Source organism: Janthinobacterium sp. GW456P (assembly GCF_002127655.1).
GTDB lineage: Bacteria > Pseudomonadota > Gammaproteobacteria > Burkholderiales > Burkholderiaceae_D > Janthinobacterium.
Map to the genome: position 1 here is coordinate 16969 of NZ_NEHB01000044.1, position 23248 is coordinate 40216.

The window sequence follows — 23248 nt, forward strand, 5'->3', positions numbered from 1 at the left end:
AAAAGCCCGTCTTCGCAGACGGGCTTTTTGCATGGACGCGGTCATGTCTACGCGGCGGCGTCTCCGCCCTCTTCCGGCAGTGCATCGGTTCGCCACATGCTGACGGTCTGGCCCGCATACGATTGCAGCAGCACATCGTCGCTCAAGGTCAGCATCGCCTGCTGGCGCTGCTCCGCTTTTTTCTCGGGCGTCATGCCCAGCTCGCCCGTCCGGTACGGCCCCAGCACGGGCAGCAAGTCGCGCAGCACGGAATAATTGCCCGGCGTGGTCTTGTCCGACTCCAGCTTGCCCAGGAAATATTTCATGACACGCTCGGATTGATTGCCCTCCTGCCGCAAGCTCGCCTTCACCATCTTGCCATCCTTGTAGGCCACCTGCGCATCGCTGCTGGCCGTATCCTCGATCTGGTGATACGTATAGTTCTGCGATTCCGTGCTGTCCGTCAGGCGCAGCGGTACGCCGGGGACGAGCGTCTCATGGAAGCTGGCGCTCAGCTTCGATTGCTGCTGCTGCCTGATTGACCGCTCGTCCTGGCTGGCGCCGGCCTGCAGCGTCTTTTGCGACACTTCATAATTAAAGCCGTCCTTTTCCGAACTGCGCATGGGATTGCTGAATTTCACGGCTTGCGATACGGAGGCGCTGAAATCGGCCAGCCCTGTCAGGATGGACTTGTCTTCGGCCGCCAGGCGCCACTTGCCCGTCTCGGGCGTGTCCGTGGTCGCTTGCGGCGCGGCGGTATTGCTGTGCAAGGCCGTAAAGCTATCCTTGAGCATGGCCATCAGGCCGGCGTCGCCGTGGCCGCGCGACGCCGCTTGGTCGAACTGCTTCATGTAGCTGCCCAGCGCCTTGGCTTGCCGTTCCTTGCTGCCCAGGGTATTGAGCTGGCTGGCGTCGACCTTCAGGTCCAGGCTGCCGGCCTCGCCGCTGAAGCTGACCTTGCGCTGCGCGCCATCGGCCTGAAAATCCAGAGTTTGCACGCCCTCTATCTCGCCGCGCACCTTGACTTCCGCATGCAGTTTCACCGACGCCAGCACTTGCTGGTCGAACTGCATCAAGCCTTCCAGCTTGATTTTCGGCGTACTTTGTCCCATGCCGTCAATGGCCGCCTGAAAACCCTTCGCCAGGTCGCCCAGGGCACTGGCTTCAGCGTCGCTGAGGTCGCCACTCGTCGTCATGCTCACGGCCAGGCCATCGCCCTGGCTGTCGAGCGACAGCTTGACTTCCACGCCGCTCCTGGTCGTGATGCTGAGGGAAACCTTGTCTTCGCCATTGCCATGCAGGCTGCCCGGCGCGATGCTGGACGCCGCATAGACATTCGGCGTGGTGCTCGGCGGCGGCTGCCGCATCGCCTGCGAGAAATTGTAGTTGCCCAGCTTGACCTGTCCCAGCATGGCCGCGCCCAGGCCGCTGAAGCGGCCGCCAAACGCATACGACGAAAAACTCTTCGTCATGGCCTCGCTCACCTTGTCGCGCGTCGCGCTTTCCCACACCATCGGCGGTTTCACGAGCGCCGCCGGCTTGCTTCCGCTCACGCTTTCCGGGCTGAGGGCAACGATGGAAGACGGCGTGGATGCGGACGAAGGCGACGGCGTTTCCGTGCGGTTCGGCGTGGCAGCGGCGGCCCGCGACGGGGCGCTGTTCCAGCTTGGCAGTGGAGCGATGGAGGTCATGGCGCGATAACCTTGCAAATAGTGATAAGGGGCATCATAAAAGTTCGATATGGTTAGTTTTTTTGCAATCACCTGGCGCCAGGCAAACCTTGCGTCACGTTATCTGGCGTGGTGGCAAGTACTGCATGGCAATACTGCATTAACGGCAAGAAACAGCAAAGCATGAGCGTCGGGGAAATGAAACATTTTCATGCCGCCGGCCTCGTCCGGCCCCAACAAGTTGAATGACTGTTAGAAATGTCCATTAGAATGCTTTTCTATGGAACACAAGATTCTGCACGCCCCGCTGGCCAGCTTTACCGACTTATTGCTCGACGCCGTATGCATGGTCGACGTGGAGGGGCGCTTCGTGTTCGTCAGCGCCGCCTGCGAACGCATCTTCGGCTATACGCAGCAGGAAATGATCGGCAAGCAGATGCTCGACCTGGTCGCCCCCGCCGACCGCGCACGCACCTTGGCGGCCGCGCGCGCCATCATGGATGGGCATGCGCAGACGCACTTTGAAAACCGCTACCTGCGCAAGGATGGCAGTCTGGCGCACATCATGTGGTCGGCCCGCTGGTCCGCCGCCGACCAGCTGCGCGTGGCCGTGGCGCGCGACATCACCTTGCTGAAACAGGCGCAGGCAAAACAGGCCGCGCTGTACGCCATTTCCGAAGCCATGCAGGCGACGCAGGACTTGCCCGCCTTGCTGTACCGCATACAGCACATCATCGGCGAGCACTTGCCTGCGCGTAGCCTGACCTTGCTGCTGCAGGACGAACATGGCGCACAGCCGCCCATGACCTGCCATGCCGGCGACAGCGCGCCCCAGCCGACATCGTCCCTGGCCAGCCTGCTGTGCGACGAAGTCCTGCGCAGCGGCCGCCCCTTGCTGCTGCAGGCGGGACAACTGGCCGGTCTGCAGCCGGCGCTGCAAACGGCGGCGGGCGCCCTGTCCTCGTGCTGGCTTGCCGTGCCCCTGTATTCCTCGATGGGCAGCATCGGCGCGCTGGCCTTGCAAGGCGGCCAGGATGCCGTCATCGGCACGGCACAAGACCAGGATTTGCTGCAATTTGTCGCCAAGCAACTAGCGACCGCCATCGAGCGCCGGCAGTTGCAGACGCAAATGCAGTTCATGGCCATGCATGATGAACTGACCCGTTTGCCGAACCGCCGCCTGTTCCACGACCGCCTGCACACGGCGTTTGCCCGCGCACACCGCCAGGAAGGCCGGCTGTCGCTGCTGTTCCTGGACTTGAACAACTTCAAGCGCGTCAACGACGACCACGGCCATGCCTGTGGCGACCTGCTGCTGCAAACGGTGGCGAACCGCCTGCGCGATTGCATGCGCGAAACAGACACCCTGGCCAGGATGGGCGGCGATGAATTCGTCGTGCTTCTGGAAAGCAATGTCACACCGGCCGATGTCAGCCTGATTGAGCAAAAGATCCACGCGGCCCTGGCCGCGCCGCTGCACTTGGGCAACGGACAGCAATTGCGGATCACCGTCAGCATCGGCGTGGCCCACTATCCGGAAGACGGCGATACCATGCAACTGCTGTTGCGCCATGCGGACCGGGCCATGTACGCATCGAAGGTGCTTGCCGCCGCCTCGCGCTAGCCTGCCCTGGCGACAGTACCGGCATGCTATACTTTCCGGCGATGCTAAGACTCTTCAAAACATGGCTGATCCTGCTGCTGATCGCGGCGGTGCCGCTGCAAGCGGCTGCCGCGGGTGCCATGCGGCTATGCCCGGCTTCGTCCGCCTCGCCTGCCAGCGCGATGGCGGCGGCTTGCCAGCATCACGCGGGACGGTCAGCCGTCCTGCAAGACAATACCGGCACGCCGGAAAAAAACCAGGCCCCGGACCAGCATCGCGCCTGCGGCGCCTGCCTTAGCTTTTGCCTGGGCGCGCTGATGCCGCCCTGCTTCACCCTTCCTGCTGCCGCCGGCGGCGCGCAACACTTCAGCAGCGCGCCCGCCGCCTTGCTGGCGGGATTCATACCCGACGGCCCGCGCCGGCCCCCGCGGCCGCTTTCCGCTTAACACCCAAGCAGGCCGCCAAGGCGGCCACGATCGCCCTTATTCGTCTGAAAGCAACACCATGATCAAATATTTCTTAGCGCGCGGCGCCTTCGCCGCCATGCTGGGCTTGCCCACGTTCGCCAAGGCGGCCCTGCCCGTCATTGAAGTCTACAAGAGCGCCTCGTGCGGCTGCTGTTCCGAATGGATCAAACACCTGGAGGCGAACGGTTTCACGGTGCGCGCGAAAAACGTCGAGATGCCGGCGCAATACCGCAAGCTGGCCGGCATTCCCGACGCGCTCGGCTCCTGCCACACGGGCCTCGTCAACGGCTACGCCATCGAAGGCCATGTGCCGGCCAGCGACATCAAGCAGCTGCTGCGCGAAAAACCCAAGGCGAAAGGCCTGGCCGTGCCGGCAATGCCGATGGGTTCGCCAGGCATGGAAGGGCCGCGCAAGGATGCCTATGACGTCTTGCTGGTCAAGAGCAATGGCAGCACCAGTGTTTACAAGCACTACCAGTAAACTGCCGGGGAAATGAAAAACGCCGCCGGAATCGCTTCCGGCGGCGTTTTTTGTCAGGCAGCAAGGAACTTACTGCCTGTCAGGACTGCATCAGATGGTGTCGAGCACCGCATTCAGGCTGGCGCTAGGACGCATGACCGCTTCCGTCTTCGCGGGATCGGGCAGATAGTAGCCGCCGATGTCCGTTTCCTTGCCTTGAACTGCTTTCAGCTCGGCAACGATCTTTTCTTCGTTGTCGGCCAGGGCCTTGGCCACTGGAGCGAAGTGCGCTGCCAATTCCGCATCGTCCTTCTGCGCTGCCAGGGCTTGCGCCCAGTACATGGCCAGGTAGAAATGGCTGCCGCGGTTGTCCAGCTCGCCCGTACGTGGCGATGGCGACTTGTTATTGTCCAGCAGTTTGCCGGTGGCTTCGTCCAGGGTTTTGGCGAGGATCTTGGCTTTCGCATTGCCCGTCTTGATGCCCATGTCTTCCAGCGACACGGCCAGCGCCAGGAACTCGCCCAGCGAATCCCAGCGCAGATGGTTTTCTTCCACCAGCTGCTTGACGTGTTTCGGTGCCGAACCGCCGGCGCCCGTTTCGTACATGCCGCCACCGGCCATCAACGGCACGATCGACAGCATCTTGGCGGACGTGCCCAGTTCCAGGATCGGGAACAGATCGGTCAGGTAGTCGCGCAGGATGTTGCCGGTTACCGAGATGGTGTCCAGGCCGCGGAAGGCGCGTTCCAGGGTGTAGCGCATGGCGCGCGTCTGCGACATGATCTGGATATCCAGGCCCTTGGTGTCGTGCTCCTTCAGGTAAACCTGTACCTTCTTGATGACTTCGTTCTCGTGCGGACGGTAGGAATCGAGCCAGAACACGGCAGGCATGCCCGAGTTGCGCGCGCGCGTGACGGCCAGCTTGACCCAGTCGCGGATCGGCGCGTCCTTGACCTGGCACATGCGCCAGATATCGCCCTCTTCCACCGTTTGCGTCAGCAGCACTTCGCCCGTTTCCAGGTCGGTGATGTTGGCGGTGCCGCCTTCAGGCACTTCAAAGGTTTTGTCGTGCGAACCGTATTCTTCCGCTTGCTGCGCCATCAGGCCCACGTTCGGCACGGTACCCATGGTCTTCGGATCGAAGTTGCCATGCCATTTGCAGAAACCGATCATTTCCTGGTAGATGCGTGCGAAAGTCGATTCCGGCATGACTGCCTTGACGTCTTTCGGACGGCCGTCGGCGCCCCACATCTTGCCGCCGATACGGATCATGGCAGGCATCGACGCGTCGACGATGATGTCGTTCGGCGAATGGAAGTTGGTGATGCCCTTGGCCGAATCGACCATGGCCAGTTCCGGACGGTGGGCGTGGCAGGCGTGCAGGTCCTTGAGGATTTCATCCTTTTGCGACGCTGGCAGGGTGTCGATCTTGTCGTACAGGTTGCTCATGCCATTGTTGACATTCACGCCCAGCTTGTCGAACAGCTCGGCGTGCTTGGCGAACGCGTCCTTGTAGAAGATGCGCACGCAGTGGCCGAAGACGATCGGGTGCGACACTTTCATCATGGTGGCCTTGACGTGCAGCGAGAACATCACGCCCGTCTTGAACGCGTCGTCGATTTCCTTCTCGTAGAACTCCAGCAGCGCTTTCTTGCTCATGAACATGCTGTCGATGATTTCGCCCGCTTGCAGGGAAACCTTCGGTTTCAGCACGATGGTCTTGCCCGAGGCCGTGACCAGTTCCATCTTGACATCGCGCGCCTTTTCCAGGGTCAGCGATTTTTCGCCGTGGTAGAAGTCGCCATGGTGCATGTGCGAAACGTGCGTTTGCGACGATTGGCTCCACTCGCCCATCGAGTGCGGGTGCTTGCGCGCATACTCTTTGACGGCCTTCGGTGCGCGGCGGTCGGAATTGCCTTCACGCAGGACCGGGTTGACCGAGCTGCCGATGCACTTGCCGTAGCGGGCCTTCAAGGCTTTTTCTTCTTCGGTCTTCGCATCTTCCGGATAGTCGGGCAGCTTGTAGCCACGGCCTTGCAGTTCGCGCACGCAAGCGATCAACTGACCTTGCGAGGCGCTGATGTTCGGCAGCTTGATGATGTTGGTGTCCGGATTCTGGGTCAATTTGCCCAGTTCAGCCAGGGTATTCGGGACTTTTTGCGCGTCCGTCAGGAATTCGGGAAATTCAGCCAGTACACGTGCCGCCACCGAAATATCGCTGGACACCACGTCCACGCCAGCCGGCGCGGTGAATTTTTTGATAATCGGCAGCAGGGAATACGTCGCGAGCAGCGGCGCCTCGTCAGTCAGCGTGTAGATGATTTTGGATTTTTGTGTTGCCATGTTCATTCCCTTGTATGCGGTGATGCCTGGTGGTTAACTTTCTTCATTCCAAACACAGGACGGTTAGCCTTGCTTTGGACGGCTAGTGTGCCGGCGGTGACGCCGTGCTTGCCCACCGCGTATTTTAGACTGTCCTGCCGCTGTTTGTGTATCCGATGGCGACGAATCTTATATAAGACAGCAAATATCCGGAACTAGCGGGCCAGAATGGCCATTTTCCGCCTTGAAATGGATGCGGGGCGGCGGCACGGCATGTATGCCGCGCCGCAAAAACATTCCACATTGACAATATTCAAGTGGAAGCGACGTCATGCCCCCTCGTTCTTGACGATGCCGCGCACATTCGTCAGCGCCAGGCAAACGTTCAGCACGATCAATGCCCAGGCTTCGTCTTGCCAGCCCCAGCATACCCACAGCACATTGCTGAACAAGAAAATCCAGAACCCGGCAAGGCGCCGCGCGGCCGTGCGCGAGCCCACCAGCCAGGCCGCCAGCAGCGAAGCGGCCATGGCCGGCCATTGCAACAGTTCGATGATGTCGGACATGGCATCTCCCGTTTGTGAAGAGCTTAGCAACATTTCCACTTTATCGGCGCGCGCCTCACAGGCAACAACTACATTGATATTTATCAAACTGACAGCCCGATACCCGGGCTATTGTCGGTGCCATCTTTGATTTGAAACAGAAACTCTGCTGCCAAGAATCGACCATACCAGACGCAACGCCAGTTCTCGCCAGGCTCTTCATTTCCCAGCCGATAACGCTCGCCAAGTGCGGTAACACCCAGCGTTCCCCTCTCTTGCCTACACGGGCTGGGGAAACTTTTGCTAACGATTTTGCAGCTTTTTTAATGAACGTTAAAAAGGAACTTCGTATGAGCACGTATTCTGATATTTGCATCATCGGCGCCGGCATAGGAGGTCTGACTTGCGCCAATCGGCTGATCGAGGCCGCCGCCAACAGGAAGTTGCGCATCCGGGTGTTCGACCTGAATGCCACCGTCGGCGGCCGCGTCCAGTCGCGAAAAATAGATGGCGAGGAAATCGCCGAACTCGGCGCCGCCCGCTACTCGCCGCAGCTGCATCCGCATTTCCAGCAACTGATGCAGGGCAGCGGATTGCCGCATGCGATCTACCCGTTCACCGAGGTCATCTCCCACGACAGCGTGCTGGAAGAACTGAAAGCAACGCTGCATGATCTGAAGCCGAGGCTGAAAACGCATCCGCAAGTCTCCTTCCTCGATTTCGTCAGCCATTACCTCGGCGCCGCCAGAGCCAACCACATCATCAAGGCGACCGGCTATGACGCCTTGCTGCTGCCGATGGTATCGGCGGCCATGGCCTACGACATCATCAAGAAACACCCGGAAACGCAGCACTTTACGGAAAACGCCGCCAACCAGTGGCGCTATGCCACCGACGGCTACCACGCGCTGCTCTGCCAGTTGCAGCACCAGGCCCAGGCCGCTGGCGTGGAATTCAAGCTCGAACATCGCCTGCTGTCCGTTGAAAAATCCGGCACCGACCATGTGCTCGCCTTCAGCCACCATGGCGACACGCAGATGCACCGCACGCGCCATCTGGTGATGGCCATCCCCCCATCGGCCATGCCGCGCCTGAACCTGGATTTTCCGAACGCCTGGAGTCCGTTCCAGTACGACTCGCTGCCCCTGTTCAAGGGCTTTCTCACGTTCGACACGGCCTGGTGGGAAGCGCTCGGGCTGACCGACAAGGTGCTGATGGCGGCCAATCCCCTGCGCAAGATCTACTTCAAGAGCGACAAGTATGTGCTGTTCTACACCGACAGCAAAAGCGCCACCTACTGGCGCGACAGCCTGGAGCTCGGTGAAGACGTGTACCTCGCGCGCGTGCGCAGCCACCTGGAAGAAGTCCTGCCGCTCGATGGCCAGCCGCTGCCGCCAATCAAGGCGCACTTCCACAAGTTCTGGCCGCATGGCGTCGAGTTTTGCGTGGAGCCGGAAGCCGAGCACCCGGCCGTGCTGCTGCACCGCGACGGCATCATTTCCTGCTCCGATGCCTATACCGCGCATTGCGGCTGGATGGAAGGCAGCCTGATCAGTGCCCAGCAGGCGAGCGGCCTGTTGTTGCAACGGCTAGATCAACGCGAGGACGTCGCCGCGGCCAACGATACCTTCATCACTTCTTCGACCGAGCGCGCATGAGCTTACTTGACTTCCCCCGCCTGCATTTTCGGGGTTTTGCCCGCGCCAATGTGCCGACCGCAAATCGCAACACGCATGGCAACATCGATATCGCCACGAATGCGGTATCGATGGCGGGCGAAGCTGTCGACCTGAGCCGGCCGCCGGCCGAATTCCATGCGCACCTGAAACAGCTTGCCCCGCGCTTCGATGCGGCGGGCAAGCCCGATCCGGACGGCATCTTCAGCCTGGCGGCAGGCTATAATTTTTGCGGGAACAATCATTTTTCCTGGGAAAACGTGCGTATCACGGGCGTCCAGCTGCGCGATGCGGTCGATACGCACGATGCGCTGGTGGGCGCCAAACTGGCCCTGTGGGGCCATTACAACGAGTACCTGCGCACCACGTTCAACCGCGCCAGGTGGGTCGACAACAACCCCGGCGAGCCCGACACCACGCTGATCTATGCCGGCCAGTTCACCCTGAGCGACAAGCTGGCCACGCCCAACACCCCCACCTTGTTCACGGCAGATGTCGCGCAGGCGCACTCGGTGCGCTGGCTTGGCAGCGGCCACATCACGGAACGCAGCGGGCATTTCCTGGACGAGGAATTCGGCCGCTCCAGGCTGTTCCAGTTTTCGCTGGCAAAGCACGACCCGCATTTCCTGTTCAATGCGGACCTGCCGCTGCCGGCCAGCATGCACGCCTTGCGGCAAGCCCTGGCCGACGATGACGTGCTGGGGCTGACGGTGCAATATGCCCTGTTCAATATGTCGACGCCGCAAAAGCCCGATTCACCCGTGTTCTACGACCTGGCCGGCAGCATCGGCCTGTGGCGGCGCGACGAGCTGGCCACCTATCCGGCCGGCCGCCTGCTGCTGCCGCGCCAGGGCAGCCTGGGGCCGGTGCTGGTGAAGCTGCATGCGCAGCGTGTCTCGTTCAACATGCCGACCGCCATCCCCTTCACCACGCGCGGCAGCGGCGCCGTCTCGGAACAGCATCCGACGCACGCGCTGGGTGGCAAGCAGGTGCTGGGCGACCTGCTGCTGCACGATGGCGCCGGCACCTTGCTGGCCCGCATTCCCGAGCAGCTATACGGCGACTACTGGCGCCATCATGGCGTCTTCGACGTGCCGCTGCAGCACGCTGGCGACGCCATCGGTTCGCTGAGCCTGGGCGGCGCGCAGGCGCAGTGGGACGAAGCCGACTGGGTGCTGCAATCGGACAGCAACCAGCTGTATCTGGAAGCGCCGAACCGCAAAAAGAACGAGGCATTCCCGCAGACGATCACCGTGCAAAGCCGCTTCCGCGGCGAGCTGGCCGCGCCTGCATCCGTGACGGCGCAGGCGCAAGACGGCGCGCTGCTGGCCGTGGAGCTGCAGCCGTCGCCGCTCGGACATGGTTACACGGCGCTGACCCTGACGGGCCGCCAGCCGGGCGCGACCAGGATCGTGCTGGGGGCAGACAAGGATAAACAATACCTCGGCGTGCGCGTGCTGCCCGACGACTGGGATCTTGACGACGTGCCGGCCGAACAGGTCGACTACGCCTTCCTCTACCGGCATGTGATGAGCTATTACGAGCTCGTGTATCCCTTCATGTCGGACAAAGTCTTCAGCCTGGCAGACCAGTGCAAGTGCGAAACGTATTCGCGCCTGATGTGGCAGATGTGCGATCCGCAGAACCGCGACAAGAGCTACTACATGCCCAGCACCCGCGAACTGTCGCTGCCAAAATCGCGCCTGTTCCTGAAATACCTGACGCAGGTCGAAGCGGCCGCCGCGGCCAAGGCGGCGCAAGCGGCACCGGCCACTGCACATGCAATCGGCAGCAAGGCGGAGTTGATCGAGGAGCTGAAAAAGGCCATCGACCTGGAATTGTCGCTCATGCTGCAATACCTGTATGCCGCGTATTCGATTCCCAACTATGCGCAGGGAGCGGCGCTGGTGCAGGCCGGGCGCTGGCTGCCTGCCGAGCTGGAGCTGGCCTGCGGCACCGAAGACCGGCGCCGCAACAGCGGCACGCGCGGCATGTTGCTGGAAATCGCCCATGAAGAAATGATTCACTATTTATTGGTCAACAATGTGCTGATGGCGCTTGGCGAACCGTTCCATAGCGGCACACCGCTGCTGGGCCAACAGGCGCGCCAGCGTTTCGGCCTGGACACGGAATTTGCGTTCGAGCCATTTTCCGAACACGTGCTGGCCCGCTTCGTGCGCTTCGAATGGCCCGACTACATTCCGACGCCGGGCAAATCGATCGCCACCTTCTATACGGCGATCCGCCAGGCCCTGGCCGACCTGCCCGGCCTGTTCGAGAGCGGCGGCGGCAAGCGCGGCGGCGAACACCATTTGTTCCTGAAAGAGCTGACCAACCGCGCCTATCCCGGCTACCAGCTGGAGGTATCCGACCGCGACAGCGCGCTGTTCGCCATCGACTTCGTCACCGAACAGGGCGAAGGCGTGGCCGTCGATTCGCCGCATTTCGCCGCATCGCACTTCCAGCGGCTGCGTGCCGTCGCCGGCAAGTTTTCCGCCTGCGACAAGCCGTTCGAACCGGCCGTGCCGGCGCTGAAGAATCCGGTGCTCGAAGCGCGCGCGGACTGCAGCGTAGTGACCGACGAGAAGGCGCGCGCGCTGATGCGGCTGTACCAGGGCTGCTACGAACTGACCTTCCTGCTCATGGCGCACCATTTCGCGCAGCAGCCGCTGGGCAGCCTGCGCCGCTCGCGTCTGATGAACGCCTCGATCGACATCATGACCGGCCTGTTGCGCCCCCTGTCGATGGCCCTGATGAACATGCCGTCCGGCTTGCCCGGCCGCCACGCGGGACCGCCCGTGCCAGCGCCCGTCAATAGCCGGGTCAGCAGCGACTACAGCCTGGGCTGCGACATGCTGGCGCAGAAATGCCTGGCGCTGGCGCAGTACGCGCGCAGCCTGGAGAGCGATGCCATCGGCATGGCGCCGATAGAAATGTTGGAGTTTTTCAATCAGCAACTTACCGATTTATCTCGGGGAAAGATGTCTAGGGAGGCCTGAAATGCATAAAATCATTATCGTCGGCGGAGGCCTGGCGGGTAGCCTCAGCGCCATTTATCTGGCGCAACGGGGGCACGACGTCCACGTGATCGAAAAGCGCGGCGATCCGCTGCTGGAGAATGCCGCCAACGCGGACCCGGTCAATTCACGCGCCATCGGCGTGAGCATGACGGTGCGCGGCATCAAGGCCGTCCTGGCAGCCGGCATCAATAAACAGGAGCTCGACCAATGCGGCGAGCCCATCGTCGGCATGGCATTTTGCGTGGGCGGCCGGCACCGGATACGCGAGCTGACCCCGCTCGAAGGCCTGTTCCCCCTGTCGCTGGACCGCACCGCCTTCCAGCGCCTGCTGAACCGGCATGCCGCCAAGCACGAGGTGAAGTATTACTTTGAGCATAAATGCCTGGATGTCGACCTGGAAAGAAAAATCGTGCTGATCCAGGGCCCGGATGGTGCCTTGCAGCAGCTGCATGGCGACCTGGTCATTGGCGCCGACGGCGCCCACTCGGCCGTGCGGCGCGCCATGCAAAGCGGCGCGCGCCGTTTCGAGTTCAAGCAGAGTTACTTCCGCCACGGCTACAAGACGCTGGTATTGCCGAACGCGTCGGATCTGGGTTTCAGGAAGGATTTGCTGTACTTCTTCGGCATGGATTCCAAGGGCCTGTTTGCCGGCCGCGCGGCGACCATCCCGGACGGCAGCATCAGCTTTGCCCTGTGCTTGCCCTACACCGGCACGCCCAGCCTGGGCACGCTGAACCGCGAAGCCATGGCCGACTTCTTCAGCCGCTACTTCGGCACCCTGCCGCCGGACCGCCGCAAGGAGATGCTGGACCAGTTCATGGCGCTGCCCAGCAACGACCTGATCAATGTCCGTTCCAGCACCTTCCACTACAAGGCCAATATCCTGCTGATCGGCGACGCGGCGCATGCCACCGCCCCCTTCCTCGGCCAAGGCATGAACATGGCGCTGGAAGACGTCCACGTCTTCGTTTCCCTGCTGGAAAAGCACGGCAATGCCCTGGGCCCTGCCCTGTCTGAATTCACGCTGCAGCGCAAGGTGCAGGCCGATGCCATGCAGGACATGGCGATCGCCAACTATGAAGCGCTGAGCAATCCCAATCTGATTTTCTTCCTGCAGACGCGCTACACGCGCTACATGCACAAGAAATTCCCCCGTGTTTATCCGCCGGACATGGCGGAGAAACTGTACTTCACATCGGTTCCTTACGATGAATTGCAGCAAATCCAGAAGAAGCAAAACGTTTGGTACAAACTTGGGAGGGTAAATTAATGAACATTCTCGTCATCGGTGCAGGCCCCGCAGGACTGCTCTTCGCCAGTCAGATGAAACAGGCCCAGCCCGGCTGGGATATCAGCATCACGGAAAAAAACACCCCGGAAGAAGTGCTGGGCTGGGGTGTGGTGCTGCCGGGACGCCCGCCGCGTCATCCGGCCAATCCGCTCTCTTACCTGGAGCAGCCGGAACGGCTCAATCCGCAGTTCCTGGAAGAATTCAAGCTCGTGCATCACGACCAGCCCAACCTGATGAGCACCGGCGTGACCCTGTGCGGCGTGGGACGCCAGGCTCTGGTGCAGGCCCTGCGCGCCAAATGCGTGGCGGCCGGCATCGCCATCCGCTACGAAACGCCGCCGGCGGACAAGGCGCAGCTGGAAGCCGAGTACGACCTGGTGGTGGTGTCGAATGGCGTCAATTACAAATCGCTGGAGTTGCCGCCAGCGCTGGCGCCGCACATCGACTTCGGCCGCAACAAATACATCTGGTACGGCACCACCCAGCTGTTCGACCAGATGAACCTGGTGTTCCGCAGCAATGAGCACGGCATTTTCATCGGCCATGCCTATAAATACTCGGACACGATGAGCACCTTTATCGTCGAATGCAGCGAAGAAACGTACGCAAAGGCGGGGCTGGAGGCGCTGTCCGAGCGCGACGCTGCCGCCTATATCGCCAGGACGTTCAAGGCCGAACTCGGCGAGCACGGGTTGCAGAGCCAACCGGGTCAGGGCTGGCGCAACTTCATGACCCTCAGCCGCGACCGGGCCGGCGACGGCAAGTTCGTCCTGCTCGGCGATGCGCTGCAATCGGGGCATTTTTCCATCGGCCATGGCACCACCATGGCCGTGGTGGCAGCCCTCTTGCTGGTCAAAATCCTCAATACCGAAACCGGTACGGCCGCCGCACTGGACAGCTTCAATGCCCGCGCCGTGCCCCTGATGCAATTGTTCAAGGACCACGCCAACAGCAGCCGTCTGTGGTTTGAAAGCGTGGGCGAGCGTATCGAACTGAGCAATGCGGAGCTGACCGCCAGCTTCGACGCCCGCCGCAAGAACTTGCCGCCGCTACAAGATGCGCTGATGGCCAACCTCGGCTACGCGCTGGGCCGCTAGGGGGAGTCCATGCCGACACACCTTGCCCCGCCCCTGCTGCCGCCGCAATGGAGCAGCGCTTATATTTCCTACTGGACGCCGATGCAGGAAGACGACCAGATCACGTCCGGCTATTGCTGGTTCGACTATGCGCGCAACATCTGCCGCATCGATGGCCTGTTCAACCCCTGGCCGGAAAAGGAACATGGACACTTGCTGTGGATGTCGGAAATCGGCGATGCCAGGCGTGAACAAAGCCGCAAGCAGAAAGTGGCCTACGCGCGGCAGGCGCAGGCCACTGGCGAGCAGCTGCGGGAGGAAGCGCTGGCCGATGAAGTGACACCGTTCCAGGCGCTGTTCCTGCCGCAAGCGGTACTGCTGGACGGCGGCGCCCGTCACGACGGCCGCCACAGCGTGCTGGGCCGGGAGGCGGACGCCTGGGTCGTCGAGCCAGCGGGCAAGCCGCCCTCGGTGTTTTACCTGGAGGCCGGCGGTAACCGCCTGCTGCGCATGGTCACCGGCAACGACCCGCAGCACCGTTCGGTACGCGACTTCCCCAACCTGTCTGTCGGCGACATTCCAGACAGCGTCTTTACGTCTTGCAACGCCTGACAGATGATTTTTATTACTTTCGAAGGATATGGCTATGCCGCTGGTTGTGTACATTCTGGGGTTGACGATCTTTTCGTTAACCACATCCGAATTCATGGTGGCGGGCATGATGCCATCGCTGGCCCTGGCCATGGACGAACCGGTGACACGGATCGGCTATCTGATCTCGCTCTACGCGATGGGCATGGTCGTCGGCGGACCGCTGAGCACCATCGCGCTGCTCAAGCTGCGCGTGCCGAATAAAAAAGGGCTGCTGTGGCTGCTGGGCTTTTATGTGCTTGCCCAATCCGTCGCCGCCTCGGCCACCAGCTATGACATCCTGGCCATCGCGCGGGTAGTCACGGGCGTGGCCGCCTCCACCTGCTTTGGCTTGTCCTTGGCGATCTGCGCCGATATCGTCAGCCCGAACGCGCGCGGACGGGCCGCCGCCGTCGTGATCGGCGGCCTCATGCTCGCTTCGGTGCTGGGCGTGCCGGTCGCCACGCTCATCGACCAGCATCTGGGGTGGCGCGCCAGTTTCTGGCTGGTGGTGCTGCTGGCGCTCCTGTGCCTGGCGCTCATCGCCGTGCTGGTGCCGCGCACCAAGCCATCCGAAGTCGTCAGCCTCGGCAAGGAACTGCGGGAGTTCCGCAACCGCCACCTGTGGGCCGCATATGCCAGCAGCGGCCTCATCATTGGCGCGATCTTCGCGGCGTTCAGCTACTTCGCCGCCATCCTGACAGACGTTACCGGCTTCCCAGCGTCCGCCATCCCCTGGCTGCTGGGCGTCTATGGCGTGGCCAACGTCGTGGGCAATGGCGTGGTGGGCCGCTATGCGGACCGGTATACGACGCCCATCATGGTCTGCGGCATGATCATCCTGAGCATCAGCTTGGCGCTGTTCGCGGTCTTTGCGCACGACAAGACCATCAGCGTCGCCTTGCTGGTCGTCACGGGCCTGGTCGGCATGTCGATGAATCCCGCCATCATCGCCCGCGTGATGAAAACCGCCCATCCAGGGCCGCTGGTCAACACCGTCCACACTTCCGTCATCAACATCGGCTTGGGCGCCGGCTCCTGGCTCGGCGGCCTCGGCATCGCCGCCGGCTACGGCTTGCGCTCACCGCTGTGGGTCGGCGTCGCGCTGGCCGTGCTTGGCCTCATCAGCTTGCTGCCCTACCTCGGCCACAGGTCAAGCGATTCAGTGCTGTCGCGTTAGCCGCCGGCGACGGTTGGCACGGTCAACCGCCCGTTGCCTTTATCTTCGCGCAATAAAAAAGCCGACCACATAATGTGTCGGCTTTAAGTGACGCTTTAAAAACTTCATAGCGACTTTCGGGTTAAAGCATCTTTGATGTTTTGGAGCGATTGACAATGTGGACGCAAGAAAATCTCAGCCCGGCAAGGTCGCCATGATGAACATGCGCTGGAACGGCAGCAAAGTGCTGCCATTAGCCCGCGGCGGATAAGCCAGTTGCATCCGGCGCCCATAGTCGGCACGGAAGGTCTGCAGTTGGTCACCCTCCATTTTCTCAAGATAGGGTCGCAGGCTGCTGCCGCTGGCCCATTCCAGCACCGGATCCGCTCCCTTGAGGATATGCAGGTAGGTCGTCTGCCAGATGTCCAGGGTGGCCACCTGGGGTCGCAACAGGTCGTAATAGCTGCCCATATCCAGCACATTACGCCGATCCGAGACTTCCGCCAGCACATCGGCATAGGCTGGCGAGTGCGCTAACTCCACTTGCGCCAGTCGCAACGGCGCGTCGTGCATGACTGGCATCTGCACCGCCAGGCAACCACCAGGATTGAGGAAGGACAGCAGCCGCGGGAACAGTTGCATGTGATCGGGCAGCCACTGCAAAGTGGCGTTGGTGTAGATCAGGTCCAGCCTGTGCTCGGGTGCCCACCGAGTCAGATCGGCAGCGATGAAGCGGCCCTGCGGCACGCTCGTGCGCGCCTTGGCCAGCATGTCCTCGGATCCGTCTACACCGAGCACCTCCGCCTCGGGCCAGCGCTGCTGCAACAAGGAAGTCAGGTTACCGGCACCGCAACCAAGGTCTAGGATACTCTTGGGTGCCTCCACTGGCAGATGCAACATCAGGTCCAGCGCAGGGCGCAGGCGTTCGCCGCCGAAACGCAAATACTGGGCGGCGTCCCATTGAACCTGGGGTTGTTTCGGGTCTTGATGGTATGGCATACGTTGCTCCTGTGTTATTTTCTGATTCAAGCGGAAGACCACTTACTCCGCATCGGCCTGTTACGGCTAATTCGTAAATGAGCGGCGCCAACCTCGCCGACCTTCACATCGGCAACACTGCCGGGCGAATGGAGATGTGTCGTCCGAAATAGTGATCTTCATGATCGGTTTCCGTTCTGGCTGAGTGATATTTTGAGCGCGCCAGGGCAGGCGGTAAAATGAAATTATTTCGGAGATTAATAAGTTTTTTTATGAAAATCGACATCCTTGGTGTACAGGCGTTTGTCGCGATCGCCGATCAGGGCAGCTTCCAGGGGGCCGCTGATACTTTGCATGTGACGCAGACAGCGGTGACGCTGCGCTTGCGCAAGCTCGAAGACTTTCTTGGCGTAACGCTGATCGAACGTACCACGCGTTCGATCGCACTTACCGACATCGGGCACGATTTCCTTCCTCAGGCGCGACGGCTCCTGGGGGAACTGGCCGGCGCTCTCGTCGAGATTCGTGAGACCGGCATGGCTCGACGGGGGGATGTCTCGATCGCATGCGTACCCACCGTGGGCGTGCAATACCTGCCGCGGATCATGCAGGCGTATTCTGCGCGTTACCCGCACAACCGCATCAAGATTCTCGATCACGCTTCATCTGCCGTCGCCGAGGCGGTGTTGCGCCGGGAGGCGGAATTCGGCATCAACATTGCCCGAGAACATCGCCCTGAACTCATCAGCCTTCCGTTAACCGAGGATCGGTACGTGCTGATTTGTCATAAAGATCATCCTCTGGCCAAACGGCGGCGCATTGCCTGGACGCAACTGCAGTTCTACCCGCTTATCTTTGCCGGCGAGGTGAGCGGCAACCGGGACTTGCTTGATCAGGTACTGGAGACCCATGGCCTCGTATTGCGTTCCTTCTACGAAGTGCAGCGTAGTTCGACCGCTGTGGGACTGGTGGCTCAAGGTGTGGGCGTCGCTGTCGTGCCCCAGCTGGCCATACAGAAAGGCGCTTATCCCAAGGTGCGCGTGGTCGAACTTGTCGACCCTATCGTTTCTCGAAATTTGGTTCTCATCACACGCAAGACTGCTCATCTTTCACCGGCCGCCCAGGCCCTCTACGACATGATCCGGGAACAGGAAAGCGGCCACCAATGCCGAGGCTAGTACTCCTAGCATCCTCAGGCTTGAAGAAACCGAACTAACGACGTCGAGTCCTACCTCGACGGCACCATGTTGCACGCCCTGCACCCCGGGGATGCGCCCCTATTGGCGATGCTGCGACAACGGCTACAAGCGGCCTGAGCGAACCCATCATTCGCAACCATTTCTAATTGATAATAAAGTAAAATACCTCATCGGAATTCATTTCGTGCCGCCCGATGAAAGCATCAACCGACGCGCCCATCCCGCGCATAGTGATGGATACCGAGGGCTTATCGCCCGCCCGCGCCACCGCCGTATGGCGTGAGCAGATCGGCGTGATGTTCGACTCGCAGCCATTGTCCATCGTGCGCGAGGACCCTCGCTATCGCGTGGAAGCCTGTCATCTGGGCGCGCTGGCGGTGGGCATGGCCAGCATGACGCCGCAGCGCTTCCAGCGTCCCGCCAGCCGGGTCTGGCGCGATGGCCTAGACCATTATCTGCTGCAGTTTTATACCCACGGCAGTTGCCGCAGCCTGACCGGCCGCCATCCGCCCGGCACCAGCCCCGGCGACCTGTGGGTGACGGACCTGTGCCAGCCGCTGTCCACCGAGATCWACACCGCCACCAATCTCACGCTGGTGGCGCCGCGTGCCATGCTGGCATCCATGCTCCATGAGCCGGACCGCCAGCACCAGCGCGTGCTCGATGGCCGCCTGCCGCTGGTGACGCTGCTGCGCGAGCATCTTAAAACGATCTTGCAAACCTCGGGACAGATGCGCGCTTCGCATGCGGTGGCGATCACGCCCACCATCCTGGCGCTGGCGGCGGCCACGCTCAACGGCGCGCCGAGCGAGGCACAGCGTCCGGCGTCGGCGGCCGGGATCAAACTGGTCCTGCTGCGCCACATCGATCAGAACTTGCACGACAGCCAGCTGTCGCCGGCGCGGCTAGCGACGCATGCCGGACTGTCGCTGCGCACGCTGCAGTATCTGTTCGAGGCCGACGGCGGCGCCGCGCGCTACATCCAGCGCCGCCGATTGCAGAAGGCGCGCCAGCTATTGTGCTCCCCCGGCCCATGGCACGCGGGAACTGCGTCCGATACGCCCCTGGCCTCCGACGCGCGACCCAGCATCGCCGCCGTGGCGCGCACGGTCGGCTTTATCCATCCGGAGAGCTTCAGCCGCGCCTTCACCCGGGCCTACGGCATCAGCGCACGCGGCGCACGCGGCTTCGCACTGGCGGATCGCGGCGGTACAGCGTCGCCGGCCTGGTCGCCCGACCGCTGGGATGAATGGATCCAGCGGCTGGCGTGAGGCGAGGAGCACGCGCCGCCGGCGCCATATGACCGAGTGATGCCGCCAGGGGGGCGGCGCGCGGTCAGTCAGCGAAGATCACGCCGAACTGGTCCACGAACTTCGTGTAGCGTCCCACGAAGCCCAGCAACTTGCGGCCGCCCAGGTTGATGGCCGGACGTTCGGTGCCACCATTAGCGCCAAAATCGACTGTCCGCTTGTTGGTCACCACGCGGATATGGTCGACGTACAGTTCCGAGCGGAGCACCAGCGATTGTATCGTCTCGTCGGCGGCGAACTCGATCGACTTTTTCTCGCCACCGACGCCACCGAGCGCGTAGCCGCCGTACATTGGACCGCTGACCAGGTCGCCGGCCTGGTTAAGCCAGTGCAGCTGGATGGCGTCGATGTAAGCGCCCTGCCAGACATCGAGCCGCACCAGGCGCTGCATGCCGGACAGGTTGATCAGAAATGGAATGCCGCCGCTGCCGCCATAGGCCACGGTGTGATGGGTTTGCAGCGCATGCTGCACGCCCAGCGCGTCGATCACGCCACCAGCGCGGCCCAGCAGGCCGATCACCGGACCCTGGGCGTCATCGCCTCCACCGAGCGTGGTCTCGCGGTCGCCGCCACCGCCACCAAAGCGGTCCGACACGCGCATATTGGTCTTGAACTGTACACTGTCCACCACCACGCCAGCCTTGACCTTGACGCTGGCGATATATTCCCCCGGCTGCAGCGTGAACTGATGCAATTGACCGCCACCGCCGCCGAACTTGCGTCCGCTGACGCGCTTGTCCGCATACGGCGAGCCCGGTTTGCCGCGCCAATGCATCTGGATCGCATCGACCACGTTGCCGGTCCAGATATCCACGCGATCCACTTCCCACTGACTGGCCACGCTCTGCGGGAAATCACGGAATGCCCAATCCGTGCTTTGGTGGTGGTCCAGTATGTCGCGGAACAGCGTGCCGCCCTTGCCACCGAACTCGATGGAGGAATGCAGTTCCGGCTGGATGATCCACTTGAGGAACGCGATCAGCGCGGCAAGCCCCAGTGCGAGAATGCCAAAGATCGCCGAGCAAGCGGCGAAGAACAAGGCTGGCGCGCCCGCTGCGGAGCAGATTGCTGCCAGCACGCCGGCAAGCACCGAGGCGATGCCCAGGTAGGTGCCCAAGGCGATGCCCACGCCTTCAAGAATTTCCGTGGTGTAGGCGTCATCCTTCTGATCTGGCAGCGGAATCTCGATGCCCGCGGGCGCCGCAACGCCGTGCTTGTGCACCGCCACCCGCATCAGGGACGACCACGCCTGCGCGGGCAGGGCCCCAAGTTTGGACAGCTGCGCGTCGCTGACGCCGGTTCCTGTAATACGATCGACAAAGTCCAGTGCCGACAAAGGGTTGCTGAAGAATTGCTCTTGTGTTGCGAGAGAGGTAGACATCGGAATCTCCTGATTTTGGATGGTTGTTGTCGAACGGTGATACTGCGTCGCATCCTATAGCGAAATACCAATCTTTTTGCCCCTCCCATCCGCCTTATAACCGGACGTGCAAGCGACTTAACCGGCCGTGCAACGAGACCAGGACATATTCGACTACATCGCAATGTCCTATAATCAGAAGCGCCGTGACGGATTCAATGACAGGCTTTCGCCAGCGAAGTTTGGACGAAGGCATTTTGAACGGTTCGCGGGTATTTAGCAGACTCGTAGCGATTCACGTGGAGATTCGCCACAAGATCACAGCCAATCGGCCGCACGCCATGAGTGCCGCCGCTACTGCATCCCTCAATGGCCGTGAAATGCCACCAAAATATGCCGGTTTTCAACTTGATGCCCACGGTCAGCGCAGCCACCATGGAGCAGGATCATCCGTCAACGGTCATGCAGACAACTCATCATGAAATACTTCTCCCTTTCGAACCATTCGCCGTCTGCCGCCATGACGTATCCTGCCGTTGACCAGCGCGCATTTGCCGGGGGGAGACGCCGATCACCATATCGATTGCCCGTTGGATCGCGCGCGGTTTTCATTTCTTACACCGCTGCTGGCATCGGATACTAGACTCAAGGATTCAAAATAATGATCGTGCAGCGCGGGCGCGGCACACCGGACGATGGAGGCTCAGATGGAACATCCCGTGACATGGGTAAAAATCAAAAAATACGCCGAACTCACCGGCGATACGGCGGCCGCCGTGCACGCCAGACGGCGTTCTGGCAAGTGGTGCGACGGCATACAATGCAAATCGTCGATGAAATGCTTTGGGTCAATCTCGCTGCTGCAGAAAAATGGGTGGAAACATGGGGGCAAAGAGCAGTGGTGCAGGCGTAGAACTGCGCAAGGGAGCGCGCTCGGAAACGATACGCATCGTGTTCCAGTATCAGGGGAAACGCTGCCGCGAGCCGCTGAAGCTGGAACATACACGCAACAATATCGCCTACGCCAAGCGCCTGCAAAGTGCCGTGGTGAACGCCATCGAACGCGGCACCTTTGTGTACGAGGAATTCTTTCCCGATTCGCTCACCACCCAACGCCAAAAGGAGGCGCTGGCCGACGCGCAGGCTGCGGCTGCCGCGAAGGCCCGTCCGCCAGTTCTCGTGGGCGACCTGCTGCGCGACTATCTGCTGATCACCCCAAAGCAGCCGTTCGTTCCTCCCAATTCGTCGTTGAAATGCGGACCTCTACGGAGTCAGCGGGTAACTTCTCTGAATGGCTGTTGACGAAGATAAGGCGAGCGAATTCGTTCGACAAATAGACCTAGATCGCGTGCGATGGCAATCGATCGCTCGCATTTCGAGGGTACTCCGATGTACATGTAGTAGTCATAGCCAAAGTGGACATACGCCTTACCTGGCACGACAAGTTTTCCCCAGGACTCTTCGCGAAGGACGAGACGCGCGAAATCGAGGCTTTGAGCAATAGATAGGTTTCCCCGGTGCGGAAAGCCATCTGCTGGGGCGTCGCGAAGTTCCAATGCCGTCAACCCCAATGACTCGATACCCGCCTCAATCAGAAAACTTTTCATAGCAGACAGGTAGCTACTTTCAACATTCAGATACACCGCCTCAGACAGCATCCCACTGTCAAATGCCCGTCCGATATCAGATCGCGAAGTCCAATCGCAGCCTATGTACGCTCCTGTCGCATCTCTCAGCGATGGGTCATATTTTGTTACACGGTATTGATTCTTCATGGTCGCGATTCAGGCAGAAGGGAACTGCGGAAAGCCATCTCTGGCAACGGCTGCTTTTGGCCGAATGCCTCCTAAATTTAGTGATGAATCATTGGCCCATCCACTGGATTTCAGGTGTTCTCACCTGCAACGGCAACCAGTACTTCAGTGCTTTTATTGCAGTCTCGACGGTCAAGCCATCCACAAAAAACCCTCGATGCTCGTGTGCTTGTACCGCGGCTCGACCTTGTGCATCTACGTTAATTATAAAATTGCCATAGTCGATGCCGTCGCCGAGGCACGCGACAAAAAGGCCCGATTCAGGCTTGAGATTGACAATCGAGAACGTCAGAACATCATCCTCGCTAAGGGACCTGAACTCCAATTGAGTTGGCTTTTTCCCTAAGGTCTCGAACTCTACAAAGTAATGTGCTGCTAATCGCATTCTGCTTTATCTTATAGTGGCTGAAGCTTAGTTCTGCCGAATGTCTGCTACTGGCTGCGGATTCAATCGGTCAACGCAACACACTGTTCAAATCGTTGAGCCGGTGTTTGGTAGTGTAGCGTCTTCCTGGGCCGCTCGTTGAGTCGTCTGGCTACCGCGTCAAGTTGCTCTTGCGAATACGTGGAAATATCTAATCCCTTGGGAAAATACTGGCGCAACAGGCCATTGGTATTTTCATTTGAACCGCGCTGCCACGGATTCTGTGGATCGCAGAAGTAGACCTGGATGTCGGTGGCCAACGTAA

At 61.0% G+C, this 23248-nt stretch carries 22 protein-coding genes; 14 read left to right on the forward strand and 8 right to left on the reverse strand.

The features are described from left to right. Window positions 1–47: 47 nt before the first annotated feature. A complete protein-coding gene (locus CBW66_RS26670; RefSeq protein ID WP_086140661.1) occupies window positions 48–1670 on the reverse strand; it encodes a hypothetical protein in 1623 nt (540 codons plus the stop codon). A gap of 259 nt (window positions 1671–1929) precedes the next feature. Between CBW66_RS26670 and CBW66_RS26675 the strand changes: the two genes are divergently transcribed. Genes CBW66_RS26675 through CBW66_RS26685 form a run of 3 tightly spaced genes read left to right on the forward strand, consistent with a single transcriptional unit; the run spans window position 1930 to window position 4200 of the window. Continuing rightward, complete coding sequence (locus CBW66_RS26675) at window positions 1930–3273, forward strand: diguanylate cyclase (protein ID WP_086140662.1); 1344 nt, start codon at window positions 1930–1932, stop codon at window positions 3271–3273. A 41-nt stretch (window positions 3274–3314) separates the two neighbouring features. Further along, window positions 3315–3698 (forward strand): hypothetical protein, encoded by a 384-nt coding sequence (locus CBW66_RS26680; protein WP_086148679.1) that lies wholly within the window; start codon window positions 3315–3317, stop codon window positions 3696–3698. Window positions 3699–3756: 58 nt separating this feature from the next. Then, complete coding sequence (locus CBW66_RS26685; protein ID WP_086140664.1) at window positions 3757–4200, forward strand: DUF411 domain-containing protein; 444 nt, start codon at window positions 3757–3759, stop codon at window positions 4198–4200. Window positions 4201–4290: 90 nt separating this feature from the next. On the opposite strand, the gene CBW66_RS26690 is transcribed toward CBW66_RS26685, so the two are convergent. Continuing rightward, window positions 4291–6522, reverse strand: coding sequence for an NADP-dependent isocitrate dehydrogenase (locus tag CBW66_RS26690; protein ID WP_070218577.1), 2232 nt, complete (start codon window positions 6520–6522; stop codon window positions 4291–4293). Between the two features lie 308 nt (window positions 6523–6830). Further along, the gene (locus CBW66_RS26695; protein WP_086140665.1) at window positions 6831–7067 is read right to left on the reverse strand and encodes a hypothetical protein; all 237 of its coding nucleotides are present in this window, start codon (window positions 7065–7067) and stop codon (window positions 6831–6833) included. A gap of 329 nt (window positions 7068–7396) precedes the next feature. Between CBW66_RS26695 and CBW66_RS26700 the strand changes: the two genes are divergently transcribed. From CBW66_RS26700 to CBW66_RS26725, 6 genes are read left to right on the forward strand one after another with little or no spacing between them, the layout of a single operon-like run. Continuing rightward, the gene (locus tag CBW66_RS26700) at window positions 7397–8704 is read left to right on the forward strand and encodes an FAD-dependent oxidoreductase (protein WP_086140666.1); all 1308 of its coding nucleotides are present in this window, start codon (window positions 7397–7399) and stop codon (window positions 8702–8704) included. Continuing rightward, window positions 8701–11721, forward strand: a complete 3021-nt coding sequence (vioB, locus tag CBW66_RS26705; RefSeq protein WP_086140667.1) for an iminophenyl-pyruvate dimer synthase VioB — start codon at window positions 8701–8703, stop codon at window positions 11719–11721. Before CBW66_RS26700 ends, vioB begins: the two co-directional genes overlap by 4 nt. Window position 11722: 1 nt before the next feature. After that, window positions 11723–13012 (forward strand): NAD(P)/FAD-dependent oxidoreductase, encoded by a 1290-nt coding sequence (locus CBW66_RS26710; protein WP_086140668.1) that lies wholly within the window; start codon window positions 11723–11725, stop codon window positions 13010–13012. After that, a complete protein-coding gene (locus tag CBW66_RS26715) occupies window positions 13012–14130 on the forward strand; it encodes a tryptophan hydroxylase (protein WP_086140669.1) in 1119 nt (372 codons plus the stop codon). Before CBW66_RS26710 ends, CBW66_RS26715 begins: the two co-directional genes overlap by 1 nt. A 9-nt stretch (window positions 14131–14139) precedes the next feature. Then, window positions 14140–14721 carry a violacein biosynthesis enzyme VioE gene (vioE, locus tag CBW66_RS26720; RefSeq protein WP_086140670.1) on the forward strand — a complete coding sequence of 194 codons (582 nt, stop codon included), beginning with the start codon at window positions 14140–14142 and terminating at the stop codon, window positions 14719–14721. 34 nt (window positions 14722–14755) lie between these two features. Further along, window positions 14756–15919: an MFS transporter gene (locus CBW66_RS26725; protein ID WP_086140671.1), complete on the forward strand. Its 1164-nt coding sequence runs from the start codon at window positions 14756–14758 to the stop codon at window positions 15917–15919. Window positions 15920–16093: 174 nt separating this feature from the next. Here the strand turns inward: CBW66_RS26725 and CBW66_RS26730 are convergent, their stop codons facing one another. Then, window positions 16094–16897, reverse strand: a complete 804-nt coding sequence (locus CBW66_RS26730; protein ID WP_086140672.1) for a methyltransferase domain-containing protein — start codon at window positions 16895–16897, stop codon at window positions 16094–16096. A gap of 251 nt (window positions 16898–17148) precedes the next feature. Here CBW66_RS26730 and CBW66_RS26735 point away from each other — a divergent pair, with 251 nt between their 5' ends. Together CBW66_RS26735 and CBW66_RS26740 are read left to right on the forward strand one after the other, a co-directional pair. After that, window positions 17149–18054, forward strand: a complete 906-nt coding sequence (locus CBW66_RS26735) for a LysR family transcriptional regulator (RefSeq protein ID WP_086140673.1) — start codon at window positions 17149–17151, stop codon at window positions 18052–18054. Window positions 18055–18398: 344 nt separating this feature from the next. Beyond that, window positions 18399–19346: a helix-turn-helix domain-containing protein gene (locus CBW66_RS26740; RefSeq protein WP_172403002.1), complete on the forward strand. Its 948-nt coding sequence runs from the start codon at window positions 18399–18401 to the stop codon at window positions 19344–19346. 64 nt (window positions 19347–19410) lie between these two features. On the opposite strand, the gene CBW66_RS26745 is transcribed toward CBW66_RS26740, so the two are convergent. After that, entirely contained in the window at window positions 19411–20766 is a 1356-nt protein-coding gene (locus CBW66_RS26745; protein ID WP_086140675.1) for a jacalin-like lectin, read from the reverse strand. A 185-nt stretch (window positions 20767–20951) separates the two neighbouring features. On the opposite strand from CBW66_RS26745, the gene CBW66_RS28825 reads away from it, so the two are divergent. The 3 genes from CBW66_RS28825 to CBW66_RS26755 all read left to right on the forward strand — a co-directional run bounded on the left by CBW66_RS28825 (window position 20952) and on the right by CBW66_RS26755 (window position 22047). Further along, window positions 20952–21227: a hypothetical protein gene (locus tag CBW66_RS28825; protein WP_139841797.1), complete on the forward strand. Its 276-nt coding sequence runs from the start codon at window positions 20952–20954 to the stop codon at window positions 21225–21227. A 179-nt stretch (window positions 21228–21406) separates the two neighbouring features. Continuing rightward, window positions 21407–21658: a hypothetical protein gene (locus CBW66_RS26750; protein ID WP_205701208.1), complete on the forward strand. Its 252-nt coding sequence runs from the start codon at window positions 21407–21409 to the stop codon at window positions 21656–21658. After that, window positions 21628–22047, forward strand: a complete 420-nt coding sequence (locus CBW66_RS26755; protein ID WP_170933083.1) for a DUF3596 domain-containing protein — start codon at window positions 21628–21630, stop codon at window positions 22045–22047. Before CBW66_RS26750 ends, CBW66_RS26755 begins: the two co-directional genes overlap by 31 nt. Here the strand turns inward: CBW66_RS26755 and CBW66_RS26760 are convergent. From CBW66_RS26760 to CBW66_RS26770, 3 genes are all read right to left on the reverse strand, one after another. Continuing rightward, a complete protein-coding gene (locus CBW66_RS26760) occupies window positions 22017–22520 on the reverse strand; it encodes a hypothetical protein (RefSeq protein ID WP_086148680.1) in 504 nt (167 codons plus the stop codon). The two genes, CBW66_RS26755 and CBW66_RS26760, sit on opposite strands and share 31 nt — an antisense overlap. Window positions 22521–22608: 88 nt before the next feature. Beyond that, entirely contained in the window at window positions 22609–22944 is a 336-nt protein-coding gene (locus CBW66_RS26765) for a hypothetical protein (RefSeq protein WP_086140677.1), read from the reverse strand. A gap of 62 nt (window positions 22945–23006) precedes the next feature. Continuing rightward, window positions 23007–23248: IS30 family transposase (locus CBW66_RS26770; RefSeq protein ID WP_139841623.1), on the reverse strand; the 242-nt coding region annotated here is incomplete at its 5' end.

Excerpts from the sequence above, each read along its gene's own strand:
- CBW66_RS26675 (WP_086140662.1), top strand. The coding sequence starts at position 1,930 with ATGGAACACAAGATTCTGCACGCCCCGCTGGCCAGCTTTACCGACTTA.
- CBW66_RS26745 (WP_086140675.1), bottom strand. The coding sequence starts at position 20,766 with ATGTCTACCTCTCTCGCAACACAAGAGCAATTCTTCAGCAACCCTTTG.
- vioE (WP_086140670.1), top strand. The coding sequence starts at position 14,140 with ATGCCGACACACCTTGCCCCGCCCCTGCTGCCGCCGCAATGGAGCAGC.
- CBW66_RS26725 (WP_086140671.1), top strand. The coding sequence starts at position 14,756 with ATGCCGCTGGTTGTGTACATTCTGGGGTTGACGATCTTTTCGTTAACC.
- CBW66_RS26690 (WP_070218577.1), bottom strand. The coding sequence starts at position 6,522 with ATGGCAACACAAAAATCCAAAATCATCTACACGCTGACTGACGAGGCG.
- CBW66_RS26670 (WP_086140661.1), bottom strand. The coding sequence starts at position 1,670 with ATGACCTCCATCGCTCCACTGCCAAGCTGGAACAGCGCCCCGTCGCGG.
- CBW66_RS26735 (WP_086140673.1), top strand. The coding sequence starts at position 17,149 with ATGAAAATCGACATCCTTGGTGTACAGGCGTTTGTCGCGATCGCCGAT.
- CBW66_RS26695 (WP_086140665.1), bottom strand. The coding sequence starts at position 7,067 with ATGTCCGACATCATCGAACTGTTGCAATGGCCGGCCATGGCCGCTTCG.
- CBW66_RS26755 (WP_170933083.1), top strand. The coding sequence starts at position 21,628 with ATGGGGGCAAAGAGCAGTGGTGCAGGCGTAGAACTGCGCAAGGGAGCG.
- CBW66_RS26715 (WP_086140669.1), top strand. The coding sequence starts at position 13,012 with ATGAACATTCTCGTCATCGGTGCAGGCCCCGCAGGACTGCTCTTCGCC.
- CBW66_RS26750 (WP_205701208.1), top strand. The coding sequence starts at position 21,407 with ATGATCGTGCAGCGCGGGCGCGGCACACCGGACGATGGAGGCTCAGAT.
- CBW66_RS26765 (WP_086140677.1), bottom strand. The coding sequence starts at position 22,944 with ATGCGATTAGCAGCACATTACTTTGTAGAGTTCGAGACCTTAGGGAAA.
- CBW66_RS26730 (WP_086140672.1), bottom strand. The coding sequence starts at position 16,897 with ATGCCATACCATCAAGACCCGAAACAACCCCAGGTTCAATGGGACGCC.
- CBW66_RS26680 (WP_086148679.1), top strand. The coding sequence starts at position 3,315 with ATGCTAAGACTCTTCAAAACATGGCTGATCCTGCTGCTGATCGCGGCG.
- CBW66_RS26685 (WP_086140664.1), top strand. The coding sequence starts at position 3,757 with ATGATCAAATATTTCTTAGCGCGCGGCGCCTTCGCCGCCATGCTGGGC.
- CBW66_RS26700 (WP_086140666.1), top strand. The coding sequence starts at position 7,397 with ATGAGCACGTATTCTGATATTTGCATCATCGGCGCCGGCATAGGAGGT.
- vioB (WP_086140667.1), top strand. The coding sequence starts at position 8,701 with ATGAGCTTACTTGACTTCCCCCGCCTGCATTTTCGGGGTTTTGCCCGC.
- CBW66_RS26710 (WP_086140668.1), top strand. The coding sequence starts at position 11,723 with ATGCATAAAATCATTATCGTCGGCGGAGGCCTGGCGGGTAGCCTCAGC.
- CBW66_RS26760 (WP_086148680.1), bottom strand. The coding sequence starts at position 22,520 with ATGAAGAATCAATACCGTGTAACAAAATATGACCCATCGCTGAGAGAT.